Source organism: Pseudomonas azerbaijanorientalis, from assembly GCF_019139795.1.
Classification (GTDB): domain Bacteria; phylum Pseudomonadota; class Gammaproteobacteria; order Pseudomonadales; family Pseudomonadaceae; genus Aquipseudomonas; species Aquipseudomonas laurylsulfatiphila.
Map to the genome: position 1 here is coordinate 1,641,756 of NZ_CP077078.1, position 14,411 is coordinate 1,656,166.

General features: G+C 60.6%; 15 protein-coding genes. 8 read left to right on the plus strand and 7 right to left on the minus strand.

Translation table 11 applies throughout. From position 1 onward, the window contains the following. The first annotated feature begins 16 nt into the window (after positions 1–16). Entirely contained in the window at positions 17–709 is a 693-nt protein-coding gene (gene ung / locus KSS91_RS07220; RefSeq protein WP_008050720.1) for a uracil-DNA glycosylase, read from the plus strand. Positions 710–807: 98 nt separating this feature from the next. Here the strand turns inward: ung and KSS91_RS07225 are convergent, their stop codons facing one another. Genes KSS91_RS07225 through KSS91_RS07240 form a run of 4 tightly spaced genes read right to left on the minus strand, consistent with a single transcriptional unit; the run spans position 808 to position 4,854 of the window. After that, a complete protein-coding gene (locus KSS91_RS07225; RefSeq protein ID WP_217837462.1) occupies positions 808–1,851 on the minus strand; it encodes an AbrB family transcriptional regulator in 1,044 nt (347 codons plus the stop codon). Then, positions 1,844–3,358, minus strand: a complete 1,515-nt coding sequence (locus tag KSS91_RS07230) for a tripartite tricarboxylate transporter permease (protein ID WP_008050724.1) — start codon at positions 3,356–3,358, stop codon at positions 1,844–1,846. Before KSS91_RS07230 ends, KSS91_RS07225 begins: the two co-directional genes overlap by 8 nt. Position 3,359: 1 nt before the next feature. Further along, a complete protein-coding gene (locus KSS91_RS07235; protein ID WP_102698996.1) occupies positions 3,360–3,818 on the minus strand; it encodes a tripartite tricarboxylate transporter TctB family protein in 459 nt (152 codons plus the stop codon). A 58-nt stretch (positions 3,819–3,876) separates the two neighbouring features. After that, the gene (locus tag KSS91_RS07240; protein ID WP_015093906.1) at positions 3,877–4,854 is read right to left on the minus strand and encodes a Bug family tripartite tricarboxylate transporter substrate binding protein; all 978 of its coding nucleotides are present in this window, start codon (positions 4,852–4,854) and stop codon (positions 3,877–3,879) included. Positions 4,855–5,295: 441 nt separating this feature from the next. Here KSS91_RS07240 and KSS91_RS07245 point away from each other — a divergent pair, with 441 nt between their 5' ends. Together KSS91_RS07245 and KSS91_RS07250 are read left to right on the plus strand one after the other, a co-directional pair. Continuing rightward, positions 5,296–5,967, plus strand: coding sequence for a response regulator (locus KSS91_RS07245; RefSeq protein WP_007979804.1), 672 nt, complete (start codon positions 5,296–5,298; stop codon positions 5,965–5,967). Then, positions 5,960–7,348, plus strand: coding sequence for a sensor histidine kinase (locus KSS91_RS07250; protein WP_126049840.1), 1,389 nt, complete (start codon positions 5,960–5,962; stop codon positions 7,346–7,348). Before KSS91_RS07245 ends, KSS91_RS07250 begins: the two co-directional genes overlap by 8 nt. Positions 7,349–7,462: 114 nt before the next feature. Here KSS91_RS07250 and KSS91_RS07255 read toward each other — a convergent pair whose 3' ends face one another. Together KSS91_RS07255 and ygfZ are read right to left on the minus strand one after the other, a co-directional pair. Then, positions 7,463–8,284, minus strand: coding sequence for an HDOD domain-containing protein (locus KSS91_RS07255; protein WP_217837463.1), 822 nt, complete (start codon positions 8,282–8,284; stop codon positions 7,463–7,465). A gap of 34 nt (positions 8,285–8,318) precedes the next feature. After that, the gene (gene ygfZ / locus KSS91_RS07260; RefSeq protein WP_217837464.1) at positions 8,319–9,260 is read right to left on the minus strand and encodes a CAF17-like 4Fe-4S cluster assembly/insertion protein YgfZ; all 942 of its coding nucleotides are present in this window, start codon (positions 9,258–9,260) and stop codon (positions 8,319–8,321) included. Positions 9,261–9,409: 149 nt separating this feature from the next. Here ygfZ and KSS91_RS07265 point away from each other — a divergent pair, with 149 nt between their 5' ends. Together KSS91_RS07265 and KSS91_RS07270 are read left to right on the plus strand one after the other, a co-directional pair. Further along, positions 9,410–9,664: an FAD assembly factor SdhE gene (locus tag KSS91_RS07265; protein ID WP_217837465.1), complete on the plus strand. Its 255-nt coding sequence runs from the start codon at positions 9,410–9,412 to the stop codon at positions 9,662–9,664. Next, positions 9,648–10,100: a protein YgfX gene (locus tag KSS91_RS07270; RefSeq protein WP_217837466.1), complete on the plus strand. Its 453-nt coding sequence runs from the start codon at positions 9,648–9,650 to the stop codon at positions 10,098–10,100. The genes KSS91_RS07265 and KSS91_RS07270 overlap by 17 nt, the downstream gene beginning before the upstream one ends. Here KSS91_RS07270 and nadB read toward each other — a convergent pair. Beyond that, positions 10,069–11,685, minus strand: a complete 1,617-nt coding sequence (nadB, locus tag KSS91_RS07275) for an L-aspartate oxidase (RefSeq protein WP_102674434.1) — start codon at positions 11,683–11,685, stop codon at positions 10,069–10,071. The two genes, KSS91_RS07270 and nadB, sit on opposite strands and share 32 nt — an antisense overlap. A 552-nt stretch (positions 11,686–12,237) precedes the next feature. Between nadB and rpoE the strand changes: the two genes are divergently transcribed. From rpoE to KSS91_RS07290, 3 genes are read left to right on the plus strand one after another with little or no spacing between them, the layout of a single operon-like run. Next, on the plus strand, positions 12,238–12,819 hold the full coding sequence (rpoE, locus tag KSS91_RS07280; RefSeq protein WP_003172477.1) for an RNA polymerase sigma factor RpoE/AlgU: 582 nt from the start codon (positions 12,238–12,240) through the stop codon (positions 12,817–12,819). A 31-nt stretch (positions 12,820–12,850) separates the two neighbouring features. Continuing rightward, positions 12,851–13,438 (plus strand): sigma-E factor negative regulatory protein, encoded by a 588-nt coding sequence (locus KSS91_RS07285; RefSeq protein WP_015093912.1) that lies wholly within the window; start codon positions 12,851–12,853, stop codon positions 13,436–13,438. Between the two features lie 8 nt (positions 13,439–13,446). Further along, a complete protein-coding gene (locus KSS91_RS07290) occupies positions 13,447–14,406 on the plus strand; it encodes a MucB/RseB C-terminal domain-containing protein (protein WP_217837467.1) in 960 nt (319 codons plus the stop codon). Positions 14,407–14,411: the final 5 nt, after the last annotated feature.

The window sequence follows — 14,411 nt, forward strand, 5'->3', positions numbered from 1 at the left end:
TTTGCCGGATGTAACCATGACTGCTGACGACCGTATCAAACTCGAACCGGGCTGGAAGGAGGCACTGCGTGCCGAATTCGACCAGCCTTACATGGCAGAGTTGCGAAACTTCCTGCAACAGGAGCGGGCGGCCGGCAAGGAGATCTATCCGCCGGGGCCGATGATTTTCAACGCGCTCAATTCCACGCCGCTGGACAAGGTCAAGGTGGTGATCCTCGGCCAGGATCCCTATCACGGCCCGGGCCAGGCCCACGGTTTGTGCTTCTCGGTGCAACCCGGCGTACCGGCGCCACCGTCGCTGGTGAACATCTATAAAGAGCTCAAGCGCGACCTGAACATCGACATCCCCAACCATGGTTACCTGCAGAGCTGGGCCGATCAGGGCGTGCTGATGCTCAACACCACCATGACCGTCGAGCGCGCCAACGCCAATGCCCACAAGGACAAGGGCTGGCAGTTTTTCACCGATCGGGTCATTGAAGTGGTCAGCCAGCAGCAGCCGCACCTGGTGTTCATGCTGTGGGGCGCCCATGCCCAGAGCAAGCAGAAGCTGATCGATGCGACCAAGCACCTGGTGCTGACCTCGGTGCACCCGTCACCGCTGTCCGCCTATCGCGGCTTCCTCGGTTGCGGGCATTTCAGCCGGACCAACAAGTTTCTGGAGCAGAATGGCGAGACGCCGATCGAGTGGCGGTTGCCGCCGGTTTAAGCGTTGATTTCGAGGGCCTCTTCGCGGGCAAGCCCGCTCCCACAGGGTTTGCGCGGTCCTTGTGGGAGCGGGCTTGCCCGCGATGGGGGCGACTCGGATTAGTTGTCTGAATCCGGATTGCGATTCCAATACTTGAACAACGGCTCCGCCAGAAACAGCACAAACAACAACCTCATCACCTGCATCGCCGTCACCAGCGGCACCGACAATTGCAGGGTCTCCGCCGTCAGGCTCATCTCGGCAATACCGCCCGGCATCATGCCCAATGTCAGTGAGCGCAGATCCAGGTGGGTCAGCGCACTCAAGCCCAGTGCTGCGGCAGTCGCAATCAGCATGGACAGCACCGTGCCGATCAAGGTGCGGCCCATGAACGATGGCGCACGCCGGAAAAACTGCCGGTTGAAGTGACAGCCCAGACCGCTGCCGATCAACCACTGGCCGATCTGGCTGCCGCCGTTGGGCAGGCCGATGTGCAGATCCCAGCCGATGCTGACCGCCGCACTGACCAGCAACGGCCCGAACAGCCAGGGGTTGGGTTGACGCAGGCGTTCCCAGATCCACGCCGCCAATGCGCCAGCAGGAAACAGCACCGCCAGCCAGCGCCAATCGATACTGCCCGCGTGGGAAATCGGCGCACCGTCACCCAGCAAATACTTGAAGGCCGCCGGTACGCACAGCACCACCACCAACACCCGCAAACTTTGTCCCGCCGCCACACGGCTGAGCACCGCACCATTGCGCGCGCCGAGGTTGACCATCTCCCCGGAACCGCCGGGCATGCTGGAAAAGAACGCGGTGGCGCGATCTTCACCGGTGCGGCGCATCAGCCACACGGCGACCACTGCGGACAGGCTGGTGACCAACGCACCGAAGAAGATCAGACCGAAATGACTCAGCACCTGCTCCATCACCAGCGGGGTGAAGTGCAGGCCGATACCGATGCCGACGATCCACTGGCCGCACTTGCGGCCGCCAGGGATTTCGGCCAGTTGCCAGGGGGTCAGGCAGCGCACGAGGATGATCGCCAGCAACGAGCCGACCATCCACGGCAAAGGCCAGCCGACCTGGCTGGCGAGGTAACCGCCCAGCAGGCCGACCAGCGGGGTTCCCCACCAGGCTTTGAAAGGTGTTCGATCAGACATCGGCGATGACGCGCCGGGTAACCGAACGTTTACGCCAGATACGCACAATGGGCACCAGCAACATGACCACGATCAACCCCCAGACACCGACGGTGATACCGCTCGACCAGAGAATATCCAGCGAACCGTTGGAAATCGACAGCGCCCGACGCAGGTTCTGTTCCATCAAGCCACCGAGGATGAAACCCAGCAACACCGGGGACAACGGGAAGTCCAGCTTGCGCAGGATGTAACCGAAGATGCCGATGCCGATCATCAGGAACAGGTCGAAGGTCGTGGCATGCACGGCATACACGCCAATGGCGGTGATGATTGCGATCATCGGCACCAGCGCCCAGTTTGGTACGGCAAGGATTTTGGTGAAGATCCGGATCATCGGAATGTTGAGGATCACCAGCATGATGTTGGCGATGAACAACGAAGCAATCAGGCCCCAGACGATGTCCGGTTGCTGTTGAAACAGCAGTGGGCCCGGCGTGATGTTGTACAGCGACAACGCACCGATCATCACGGCCGTGGTTCCCGAACCGGGAACGCCGAGGGTCAGCATCGGCACCAGTGCACCGCACGCTTCTGCGCCAATGGCGGTTTCCGGTGCAGCCAGGCCACGCTTGTCGCCTTGTCCGAATTTTCCGCTTGGGCCAGCGATACGTTTCTCGGTCATGTAGGCCACGGCGCTGGCCAGTGTGGCGCCCGCACCCGGCAACACGCCCATGATGAAACCGAGCACACCGCAACGCATGTTCACCCAGAACACCGAAGCGGCTTCCTTGAAGTTGAACAGCATCCGGCCGGTGGCCTGGAAGGCTTCCTGGCCACGATGGGTTTTTTCCAGCAGCAGGAGGATTTCGCTGATGGAAAACAGGCCCAGCACCAGGACCACGAATTGAATGCCGTCGGTGAGGTGGATGTTGTCCCCGGTGAAACGGTAAACGCCGCTGTTGGCATCAATGCCGACGGTCGACAGGAACAGGCCGATCAGCGCCGCGATGAACGTCTTGAGCGGCCTGTCACCCGCCATGCCGCCGAGGCAGACAATGGCGAACACCATCAGTACGAAATACTCCGCCGGACCGAAGGCAATCGCCCATTTCGCCAGCATCGGCGCGAACACGACCATCCCGCAGGTCGCAATGAAGGCGCCGATGAACGAACTCCACGCCGACAACGACAACGCCACACCGGCCAGACCCTGGCGGGCCATCGGGTAGCCATCGAGGGTGGTCATGACGGTGGAAGCTTCGCCCGGGATGTTCAGCAGGATTGAACTGATACGACCGCCGTACTCGCAACCCAGGTAAACCGCGGCCAGCAGGATCAGCGCCGACTCCGGTGGCAGGCCGAGGGCGAAAGCGATCGGGATCAACAACGCCACGCCATTGATCGGGCCCAGCCCCGGAAGCAGGCCGACGACCGTACCGATCAGCGTGCCGCTGAGAGCGGTCACCAGGTTGTAAGGGGTGAGTGCGACGCCGAAGCCGTGACTCAAGTAACCAAGCGTATCCATATCAGTTCTCCAGAACGTCGAGCAGGCCCAGAGGCAGTGGCACGTCCATGACTTTGTCGAACAGCAGGTACAGGCCGACACTCATCAGGCTGATGATGATCGCGCCCGGCAGCCAGCGCCCGCCGTACAGGCGAGCCATTGGAATGCCAACCAGCATGCTGCTGAGGATGAAACCCAGCGGTTCGAACAGCCCGGCGAAGACCAGCAGCAACAGCACGCAAACACCAATTTTGGTCAGGGTCTCGCGATCCATCGGCGGATCTTCATCGGTGTGCTTGATCGGCGAGGGCCGATACACCATGTAAACCAGCGCCAGGCCCATCAGCCCCAGCATCAACAGGGGGAACGCGCGTGGGCCGATCGGTTCGTAGGAAAAAGGTGCCTGGTAGGGTAAGGCCATCAGCACCAGGCTGAGACAGGCCAGCAACAGCACCGAAGCAAAAATGCGTTGTAAGAGCATGGGGAACTCCTGTGCCGCGACTCCGCCAAACGGAGTCGCGGCCGCTAGACAGAGGCGATCACTGGATCAGGCCGAACTCTTTGGCCAGCACTTTGTAGTCCGCGACCTGCTTCTTCACATAGGTGTCCAGTTCCGGACCGGTCATGGCGAACGGGAACAGTTCACGCTGGTCGCGCAACTTGGCGAACTCCGGTGAAGCCAGCAGTTTGTCGAAGGAGTCCTTCCACCAGGCGTAGTCCTCGTCGCTGACCTTCGGCCCCAGGTAGAAGCCGCGAACCACCGGCCAGACGATGTCGTAGCCTTGTTCGCGGGCGGTCGGGATGTTCTTCATTTCCGGCTCGTCCAGACGCTTGTCGGAGAACACCGCCAGCAGACGCATGTCACCGCTCTGGATGTGCGGCATGGAGTCGGAAATGTCGGTACTGCCAACCTGGATATGACCGCCGAGCAGGGCCGTGGCGATCTCGCCGCCACCTTCGAGGGCGACGTAACGCAGGTCACGCGGATTGATCCCGGCGGCCTTGGCGATCAGCGCGGTCTGCATCCAGTCCTGGCTGCCGACGGTGCCGCCGGAACCGATCACCACTTTGCTCGGATCTTTCTTCAGTGCCTGGACCAGATCGTCGAGGGTCTTGTAGGGCGAATCGCTCTTCACCGCGATGGCGCCGTAGCTGGTGCCGACGGCGGCCAGCCAGCGCACATTGCTTTCATCGAAACGACCGAACTTGCCTTGGGCCAGGTTCAGCAGCGAACCACTGGACCAGGCCACCAGCGTACCGGCATCGGCCGGACGCTGGGCGACTACCGCGTTGTACGCCACCGCGCCGACACCGCCGGGCATGTAAGTCACCCGCATCGGTTTGGTCAGCAGTTTTTCGTTGACCAGCGCGCTTTGCGCCAGTTTGCAGGTCAGGTCGAAACCACCACCGGGCGAGGCCGGGGCGATGCATTCCGGGCGTTTGGGCTCAGCCATGAGTTGGCCGGCGAACAGCACACAGCTGGCGGCGAGGGCGAAACGGCGCATTGAACGATTCATTTTTGTCTCCAGTGGAGTTTTTGTTTTTGGGATGATTCAGGTGCGACGATTTCGCGCGGTGCTGGCGTGTTCGAATCCGCACGGATCGAACGACGGGCAGCCGGCTTCGGCGCTGGCAAGCATAAAAATCGGGGAGCGAGAGAAAGGGCGGGGCGGGCAAGCCTGAAGCTGTGTGGACAGCATGGTGCAGTACCTCGTTTATTGTTTTTATTGGCGAAAACGCTTCGAGGCGTTTTTCGGTAGTTACATGTCAAAGCACGTTTTCAAACTACGATTCGATGGTCTGCAGTCGAAACCATCCGTGGGGCGACTCTAACGACCCAACCTTTCGCTAACCTTTCAGCGGGCTTTCACGGTTTTTCGGGCTTCACAGCGGTGATTGCGGCTGTAAACTCCGCGCCAAAGAATGGCGTCGGCCATCCCTGAACGAGGTATAGATCCATGCGTGTCCTGCTCGTCGAAGACCATTTGCAGCTCGCCGAAAGTGTCGCCCAGGCGCTCAAGAGCACCGGGCTGACCGTGGACGTTCTGCACGATGGCGTGGCCGCCGACCTGGCGCTGGGCAGCGAGGAATACGCCATGGCGATCCTCGATGTCGGCTTGCCGCGCATGGATGGTTTCGAAGTGCTGGCGCGCCTGCGGGCGCGGGGCAAGAACCTGCCGGTGCTGATGCTGACCGCCCGCAGTGACGTCAAGGATAGGGTCCATGGCCTGAACCTCGGCGCCGACGATTACCTGGCCAAGCCGTTCGAACTGACCGAACTCGAAGCCCGGGTCAAGGCGTTGCTGCGTCGTAGTGTGCTGGGCGGTGAGCGTATCCAGCGTTGTGGTGTGCTGGCCTATGACCTGGAAACCCGGCGTTTCACCCTCGGTGAAGAGTTGCTGACCCTGACCTCCCGCGAACAGGCGGTACTCGAAGCCCTGATCGCGCGCCCCGGTCGGGTGATGAGCAAGGAGCAACTGGCGTCGCAGGTGTTCGGTCTGGATGAAGAGGCCAGTCCCGATGCGATCGAAATCTACGTGCACCGCCTGCGCAAGAAACTGGATGGCCAGCCGGTCGCCATCGTGACCTTCCGTGGCCTCGGTTACTTGCTGGAAAGCCGCGATGCATAAGCCCAGCAGCTTGCGCTGGCGGTTGTTGTGGAACCTGGCGCTGTTGCTGGTGGTGTTGATGCTGGCCAGCGGGTTGAGCGCCTACTGGAACGGTCGTGAAGCCGCCGATACGGCCTATGACCGGACCTTGCTGGCCTCGGCGCGCACCATCGCCGCCGGCGTCTCCCAGCGCGACGGCACCCTGAGTGCCGACGTGCCCTACGTGGCCCTCGATACCTTTGCCTACGACAGTGCCGGGCGAATTTTCTACCTGGTCAATGACATCAATCAGAAGCTGATTTCCGGTTACGAAAACCTGCCCGCGCCACCGCCGGGAACGCCGCGCACCGATGATTACCCGGCGCTGGCGCGCTTCTACAACGCCCAGTACCGCGGGCAGAACGTGCGTGTGGTGAGCCTGCTCAAGCCCGTGAGCGAGCCAAACATGAACGGCATGGCGGAAATCCGCGTGGCGGAAACCGATGAGGCGCGCGTCAGCATGGCCCGCAGTCTGGCGGCGGATACCTTGCTGCGCCTGGGCATGCTGGCAATCGGTGCGTTGATGCTGGTGTGGTTTGCGGTGAGTGCCGCGTTGCGCCCGCTGGAGCGCCTGCGCACGGCGGTGGAAGAGCGCCAGCCGGACGATCTGCGCCCCTTGCCATTGGTGGAAGTGCAGCGCGAATTGTGGCCGCTGGTGCGCGCCCTCAATCACTTTACCGAGCGTCTACGTGGACAGTTCGAGAAGCAGGCGCAATTCATAGCCGATGCCGCCCACGAGTTGCGCACGCCATTGGCAGCCCTCAAGGCGCGACTGGAGCTGGGCATGCGCTCAGCCGAGCCCGAAACCTGGCGCAGCACGCTGGAGACCGCCGCCCAGGGCACTGACCGCTTGACCCACCTGGCCAATCAGCTGCTTTCCCTGGCACGGGTCGAAAATGGCGCCCGGGCGATTGCCGAGGGGGGCGCGCAGTTGCTCGACCTCAGTCAATTGGCTCGGGAGCTGGGCATGGCCATGGCGCCGTTGGCCCACAAGCGCGGCATCGCGCTGGCGCTGGAAGCGGATGAACCCGTCTGGTTGCGGGGCGAGCCGACGCTGTTGAACGAACTGCTGAGCAATCTGGTGGATAACGCACTGGCTCACACGCCGCCGGGCGGCAATGTGATTCTGCGAGTCTCGGCCCCCGCCGTGCTGGAAGTCGAAGATGATGGCCCCGGTATTCCTCTTGAGGAGCGTGACCGGGTATTCGAGCGTTTTTACCGGCGCAATCAGCAAGTGGCTGGCTCAGGGTTGGGTTTGGCGATTGTCGGCGAAATCTGCCGCGCGCATCTGGCGCAGATCAGCCTGCATGATGGAGAGCGGGCGGGGTTGAAGGTGCGGGTGAGCTTTGTTGCAGGGGATTGATGCAGTGTCTGTTCTGGCCCCTTCGCGAGCAAGCCCGCTCCCACATTGAACCGAGTCGCCGCAGATCAAATGTGGGAGCGGGCTTGCTCGCGAAGGGGGCGACGCGGTCTTTGATCAGTAAAACATCGTGCGGGTTTCTTCCAGGTCGGCGCACATCGCGTCGTCGTCGATGTCGATGCCAATTGCATGGAAGGCCGGCACGCTCAACGGATCAATACGAGCGAACGGATGGTCGGTGTCCTTGTGGCAATACAGGCTGGCGACCTGCACCAGATCCACATAGTCGACCTGCGCCGACTGGCGTTTGAAATTCAGGTAGAGCTGCGGTACCTGCACCAGCATGTCGGGAAAGTCCCAGACCCTGAGCAGTTTTTCGCCGATCAGGGGATGAATCCGGTCGATCACATGGTTGAGGCTGACCGGGTCGGACAGCAATTCATAGTGATCTTCGGCGTAGGTCAGGATCGGTAGTACGCCGATCTGATGCACCAGCCCGCCAAGGGCGGCCTGGTCGGGCTTGAGTCGGGTGTAACTGCGGCACAGGGCATAGCTGACGCCGGCGATTTCCAGGCTTTTGCGCCAGACTTCGCGCATTTTCTGTTCCACCACGTCGGAGCGGGCGTGGAAAATCTGCTCCATGACCAGGCCGATCGCCAGATTGCAGCTGTAGTTGATGCCCAGGCGAGTGATCGCGGTGTGCAGGTCGGTCACTTCCTGGGTCGCGCGCAACAGCGGGCTGTTGACCACTTTGATCAGGCGCGCCGACAGCGCGGTATCACGGCCGATCACTTTGCTCAGGGTACTGACGCTGACTTCCGGGTTTTCCGCGGCCTTGCGAATTTGCAGGGCCACTTCCGGTAACGTTGGCAGAACCAGGTCATCGTTATTGATGGCCTCAACCAAATCCTGTTGGACCTTTTCCGCCAGCTCGCTCATTTAGTCTCTCTGGGTGTTGCGCCAAGTGCTGCCGTTATTGCTGGATTTCGCGATCGCGATCCAGTTCATAAGGCAGGTCGAGCAGCTGCAAGGACGGCCCTTCGAGCGCCCCCAGGTGGATGTCTCCACTGTCTGCCGCTTCGGCTTGCATCACCGCCAGGAGCTCAATGCCTTGCCCGGCGCGGGCAGCCAGCACCACTTCGCCGATAGAGCTGCCATGGGTCGGGGAGAACAGCGCGATACCCGGTTCCGGCAGCTCGCCGGCCGCCAGTTGCAGGCGATACAGGCGACGCTTGAGTTTGCCCAGGTATTGCATGCGCGCGACGATTTCCTGGCCGGTGTAGCAACCTTTCTTGAAACTCACGCCACCGACCGCTTGCAGGTTGAGCATCTGCGGGATGAACAACTCGCGGGTGCCGGGCATGACCTGGCCGATCCCGGCACGTATCTGGCCCAGCAACCATTGATTCAGGTCACCTTCGCTCAGCACCGCCGACAGCTTGCTTTTGACCGCATCGGCAAGACCTGCGGCGACCCACAACTCGGCGCGTTGCGGCGAAACACGGATGGCGATCAGTCCATCGCTGCGCACGACGCTGTCGGTTTCTGCCGCCAGGTCCAGGCCGAGGCTGGCCAGTGCGGCGTCGCCATGGTCAATGCCGAAGCGGACCCAGGCGGCACTCTCGTCGGTCAGTTTCGATTTGGAAAACACCGCGTATTTTTTCAGGTCCGCCAGTTGCGGTTCGAGCAATTCGGTGGCCATGGCCAGGACCACGCCATCACCTTCGAGCAGGATGCGGAAACTCGATTGCATCCGGCCTTTCTGCGTGCAGCGCGCACCGAGGCTGGCCCGGGAATCGCTCAGATAGTTGAGATTGCAGGTCAGTTGGCCTTGCAGGAATTTGCTGGCGTCCGCGCCGCGGACCGCGAGAACACCTTCATGAGAAAGGGTGCAGAAAAAAGCAGAATCGGCCATGGGTCATCGCAGGGTAAAAAGTCTGGTGGACATCATAAGGGGCCGCCTTCGAAATGGGTAGTTCACAAAGGATCACCGGTGCCCGACCAAAGCCGACTGTTCGACGGTGCGCGGGCCTGTATACTTGCGGCCTATTTGAGGAGCGCTCCATGGTCGAAGATGTTGAACTGAACCGCCTCTTTTGGCACAGCCGCCGTGGCATGCTTGAGCTTGACGTGTTGCTGGTACCGTTCACGAAAGAGGTTTACGCAACGCTCAACGAGGTGGATCGCGCGTTGTACGTCCGACTGCTGACGTGTGAGGATCAGGACATGTTCGGCTGGTTCATGGAACGCAGCGAATCCGATGATCCTGAATTGCAACGCATGGTTCGCATGATCCTGGATCGTGTCCAGCCCAAGTAATTCGTTCGAATGCCGCTGGCATGCCTCACGGCAGTTGCTGGCGGCATATCTGCTGGCCCAGCTGTTTGCGCTGGGTTCGTTGTTTTTACTGTCGATTCCGCTCTGGGCCAGCGCGCTCGGCGTTGTGCTGTGCGTGGCTCACGGCGTCTGGCTGTTGCCCCGGGGTATTCTCTTGACGCACCCGCAGGCCATTTGCGGCTTGCGGCGCGATGCTGATGGCTGGCAGTTGTGGAGTCGGGCCAAGGGTTGGCAGCCCGTGCAGCTGAGGCCGGACAGCCTGGCGCTGCCGTTGGTGGTGGTCTTGCGTTTCCGTCTGCGTGGCGAGCGCCGGGTCAGGGCCATTTGCGTGCCCCGGGATGCGCAGGCGGCGGATGTGCACCGACGCCTGCGGGTCCGGCTCAAATTCAGCCGACGTAGGTGGGCGGCACCAGAATAGTGTCCAGCGCGACCGGCAACATGTCCGGGTAGTCGAGGGTGTAATGCAGGCCACGGCTTTCCTTGCGCTCCATGGCTGACAGGATCATCAGCTCGGCCACCTGGGCCAGGTTGCGCAGCTCGATCAAATCCCGGCTGACCTTGTAGTTGCTGTAGAACTCGTCGATTTCATCCAGCAACAGTTGTACGCGGTGTTGTGCCCGTTGCAGGCGTTTGTTGGTGCGCACGATGCCAACGTAGTCCCACATGAACCGCCGCAGCTCATCCCAGTTGTGCGCAATGATCACGTCTTCATCGGAATCGGTAACCTGGCTCGCATCCCAGGCGGGAAGGGGGGCGGGCATTGGAACCCGGGGCAACTGTTCGAGAATGTCCGTGGCCGCCGAGCGGGCATAAACGAAACATTCAAGCAGCGAGTTGCTGGCCATGCGGTTGGCGCCGTGCAGGCCGGTGAAACTGGTTTCGCCAATGGCGTACAGCCCCGGCACGTCGGTGCGGCCCTGTTGATCGACCATCACGCCACCGCAGGTGTAGTGCGCCGCCGGGACCACCGGAATCGGCTGTTTGGTGATGTCGATGGAAAATTCCAGGCAGCGTTCGTACACCGTCGGGAAGTGCGTCTTGATAAAGGATTCGGGCTTGTGGCTGATGTCCAGATAGACGCAATCGATACCCAGGCGTTTCATTTCATGGTCGATGGCCCGGGCGACGATGTCCCGTGGCGCCAGTTCTGCCCGTGGATCGAAGCGCTGCATGAAGCGCTCGCCGTTGGGCAGCTTGAGGTGGGCACCCTCGCCGCGCAGGGCTTCGGTGATCAGGAAGCTCTTGGCCTGCGGGTGATACAGGCAGGTGGGGTGAAACTGGTTGAACTCCAGGTTCGCCACCCGGCAACCTGAGCGCCAGGCCATGGCGATGCCATCGCCGCAGGCGCCGTCGGGGTTACTGGTGTACAGGTAAACCTTGGCCGCTCCGCCGGAGGCGAGGATCACAAAGCGGGCGCCATAGGTATCGACTTCGCCAGTACCGCGATTGAGCACATAAGCACCGAGGCAGCGATCACCTTCGAGTCCCAGGCGTTTCTCGGTGATCAGGTCTACCGCAACCCGCTGCTCCAGCAGTTCGATGTTCGGTCGTTTCCTGGCCTGCTCGAGCAGGGTTGTGAAAATGGCAGCGCCCGTGGCATCGGCGGCGTGGATGATGCGCCGATGGCTGTGACCGCCTTCGCGGGTCAGGTGGAATTCGAACCCGCCATCTTCATTGCCCGACTGTTCATCGCGGGTAAAAGGCACGCCCTGGTCGATCAGCCATTGAATCGCTTCCTTGCTGTGCTCGACGGTAAAGCGCACCGCGTCTTCATGGCACAGGCCGCCGCCGGCATTGAGTGTGTCATCGACATGGGATTCAACGGTATCGGTGTCGTCCAGCACGGCGGCAACACCACCCTGGGCCCAGAACGTCGAGCCATTGGCGAGGTTGCCTTTGCTCAATACGGCAATGCGCAAATGACCGGGCAAGGTCAGCGCAAGGCTCAAGCCGGCAGCACCGCTGCCAATTACCAGAACATCGTGTTGAAACTGTTGGCTCATTTCAGGATTCCGCTCAAAGCGACCCGGGTCGGGGGTGGCGCAGCTGGACTGGCGAGTCAAGTCAGCCGCACAGCCCACTAGTATATAGAGGGGGGGGACGGCACAATACCCGAGCCAGCATGGCATTGTGAAACTACTGTGACGCAAAATGTCGGGCGCTTCGTCGGATGGTTTTCTGCCCGTTGCGCGCGAGAACGACTGTATCGCCGATTTAACAGTCTTTTTCGCTTCACGGTTGCACAATGTCGGTTCGGCGCAGCTATAAATATTTGGAACTTTTGCCAAAGTGCCAAGATCAATAGACCGTTGCCTGAAACAAGGGACAGCGTCGGATTCAGTACAGGATTGCAGTTCGATCCCTGGCGAAGAGTCCGATGACAAGATTATTCGCGCAGCCGGGCCCACTCGCGCTGCGCTTTTCGTGCGTGCCAAATCAGAGCCCGCAGGAAACTTGCCTGGAGGGGGAGAACTTTTGCGAAAAGCCCGAGTCTATGGTTGCAAGTCTGGTGGTTTACTTCTGCAAGCCTCCTCCGAGCTCATCGAGGAGTGTTCATGCTAACCCAGGAAGAGGATCAGCAACTGGTCGAACGCGTTCAGCGCGGCGACAAGCGTGCTTTCGATCTGCTAGTGCTGAAATACCAGCACAAAATTCTCGGGTTGATCGTGCGTTTTGTGCACGACACCCATGAAGCCCAGGATGTGGCACAAGAAGCCTTTATCAAGGCGTACCGTGCACTTGGAAATTTTCGCGGAGACAGCGCGTTTTATACGTGGCTTTACCGCATCGCCATCAACACGGCGAAAAACTATCTGGTTTCACGCGGCCGTCGGCCGCCGGATAGCGATGTCAGTTCCGAGGATGCAGAGTTCTACGATGGCGATCATGGCCTCAAGGATCTCGAGTCGCCAGAACGGGCTTTGCTGCGGGATGAGATCGAAGGCACTGTCCATCGAACCATTCAGCAACTGCCGGAAGATTTGCGTACGGCTTTAACTTTACGTGAGTTTGATGGTCTGAGTTACGAGGACATTGCGAGCGTCATGCAATGTCCGGTAGGCACCGTGCGCTCCCGGATTTTCCGCGCCCGGGAGGCCATCGACAAAGCCCTGCAGCCGTTGTTGCAGGAAAACTAAAGACAGCGGCGACAGCCAAGAGAGGAACGCCATGAGTCGTGAAGCCCTGCAGGAATCGCTGTCCGCAGTGATGGATAACGAAGCGGACGAATTGGAATTGCGTCGGGTATTGAATGCCTGCGACGATGTTGAAACCCGTGAAACCTGGGCTCGTTATCAGATCGCTCGGGCAGTGATGCACAAGGATCTGCTGCTTCCACGCCTGGACATCGCTGCGGCTGTTTCTGCTGCCCTGGCTGACGAAGCCTCACCGGCAAAAGCTTCCCGCGGTCCATGGCGCAGCCTGGGTCGTCTGGCGGTCGCAGCTTCTGTGACCCTGGCAGTACTGGCCGGTGTGCGTCTGTACAACCAGGATGAGATCGCCGGTACCGAACTGGCCCAGCAATCCAGTCAGCCCGCACTGGCCGCTCCTCAAGTAAAAGGCCCTGCTGTTCTGGCAGGCTACAATGAGAGTTCGGAAGCTACAGGCCCAATGGCCAATGGCGTTTTGCAAGGTCAGCCAGGCTGGCACGATCAGCGTCTGCCAGGCTACTTGCGCCAACATGCACAACAGGCTGCACTGAAAGGTACTGAGAGCGCTCTGCCTTACGCTCGTGCGGCAAGTCTGGAAAACCGTTAAGGAGGATCATGCGCGCCATACCTCTACTTTCGCTTCTGCTCAGCGGCTGGTTCATCGTTCCAGCCCAAGCTGATGATGCCCAGGACTGGTTGACCCGCCTGGGCCAGGCAGAGCAGCAGCAAAGCTTTCAGGGTACTTTCGTCTACGAGCGTAACGGTAGTTTTTCTACCCATAACATCTGGCACCTGGTCCAGGATGGAAAGGTCCGCGAGCGATTGATCCAGCTCGACGGCTCCGCTCAGGAAGTCGTTCGCATTGATGGGCATACTCAATGCGTCAGCGGCACACTGATAGCAGGGCTGGGGGATTCCCCCAACTCCGCTGCCCGTGCACTCGATCCTCAAAAGCTCAAGAATTGGTATGACCTCGCCGTCATCGGCAAGTCGCGTGTCGCCGGGCGTTCGGCGGTGATCGTATCGCTGAAACCCCGCGATCAACACCGTTACGGTTTTGAACTGCATCTGGACAAAGAAACCGGCCTGCCTCTGAAGTCTTTGTTATTGGACGACAAGGGGCGGTTGCTGGAGCGCTTCCAGTTCACGCAACTGGATACGGCCGATGTTCCTTCCGAAAAGGATCTGCAGGCCAGCAATGATTGCAAGTCGGTCAACCTCGACAGTGACAAGGCTTCTGCCGTCAAGACTGCTCAGGTCTGGCATTCCGACTGGTTGCCTCCCGGCTTCGAGCTGACCAGCAGTACCGCTCGCAAGGATCCGCAGACCAAGACCCAGGTCAATAGCCTGATGTACGACGATGGTCTGGCGCGTTTTTCGGTATTCCTCGAGCCGTTGAATGGCGCAACCGTCACCGACACCCGTACTCAGTTGGGGCCGACCGTTGCGGTTTCCCGGCGCTTGACCACGGCACAGGGCGACATGATGGTGACCGTCGTCGGCGAGATACCGGTAGGTACTGCTGAACGGATAGCGCTTTCAATGCGCACCGACGCCACTGCAACCAAGCAGTGAGCTAA

Coding starts and splice junctions, on each gene's coding strand:
- KSS91_RS07285 (WP_015093912.1), top strand. CDS start 12,851: ATGAGTCGTGAAGCCCTGCAGGAATCGCTGTCCGCAGTGATGGATAAC.
- ung (WP_008050720.1), top strand. CDS start 17: ATGACTGCTGACGACCGTATCAAACTCGAACCGGGCTGGAAGGAGGCA.
- KSS91_RS07240 (WP_015093906.1), bottom strand. CDS start 4,854: ATGAATCGTTCAATGCGCCGTTTCGCCCTCGCCGCCAGCTGTGTGCTG.
- KSS91_RS07265 (WP_217837465.1), top strand. CDS start 9,410: ATGGTCGAAGATGTTGAACTGAACCGCCTCTTTTGGCACAGCCGCCGT.
- KSS91_RS07255 (WP_217837463.1), bottom strand. CDS start 8,284: ATGAGCGAGCTGGCGGAAAAGGTCCAACAGGATTTGGTTGAGGCCATC.
- KSS91_RS07235 (WP_102698996.1), bottom strand. CDS start 3,818: ATGCTCTTACAACGCATTTTTGCTTCGGTGCTGTTGCTGGCCTGTCTC.
- KSS91_RS07290 (WP_217837467.1), top strand. CDS start 13,447: ATGCGCGCCATACCTCTACTTTCGCTTCTGCTCAGCGGCTGGTTCATC.
- KSS91_RS07225 (WP_217837462.1), bottom strand. CDS start 1,851: ATGTCTGATCGAACACCTTTCAAAGCCTGGTGGGGAACCCCGCTGGTC.
- ygfZ (WP_217837464.1), bottom strand. CDS start 9,260: ATGGCCGATTCTGCTTTTTTCTGCACCCTTTCTCATGAAGGTGTTCTC.
- KSS91_RS07230 (WP_008050724.1), bottom strand. CDS start 3,358: ATGGATACGCTTGGTTACTTGAGTCACGGCTTCGGCGTCGCACTCACC.
- rpoE (WP_003172477.1), top strand. CDS start 12,238: ATGCTAACCCAGGAAGAGGATCAGCAACTGGTCGAACGCGTTCAGCGC.
- nadB (WP_102674434.1), bottom strand. CDS start 11,685: ATGAGCCAACAGTTTCAACACGATGTTCTGGTAATTGGCAGCGGTGCT.
- KSS91_RS07250 (WP_126049840.1), top strand. CDS start 5,960: ATGCATAAGCCCAGCAGCTTGCGCTGGCGGTTGTTGTGGAACCTGGCG.
- KSS91_RS07245 (WP_007979804.1), top strand. CDS start 5,296: ATGCGTGTCCTGCTCGTCGAAGACCATTTGCAGCTCGCCGAAAGTGTC.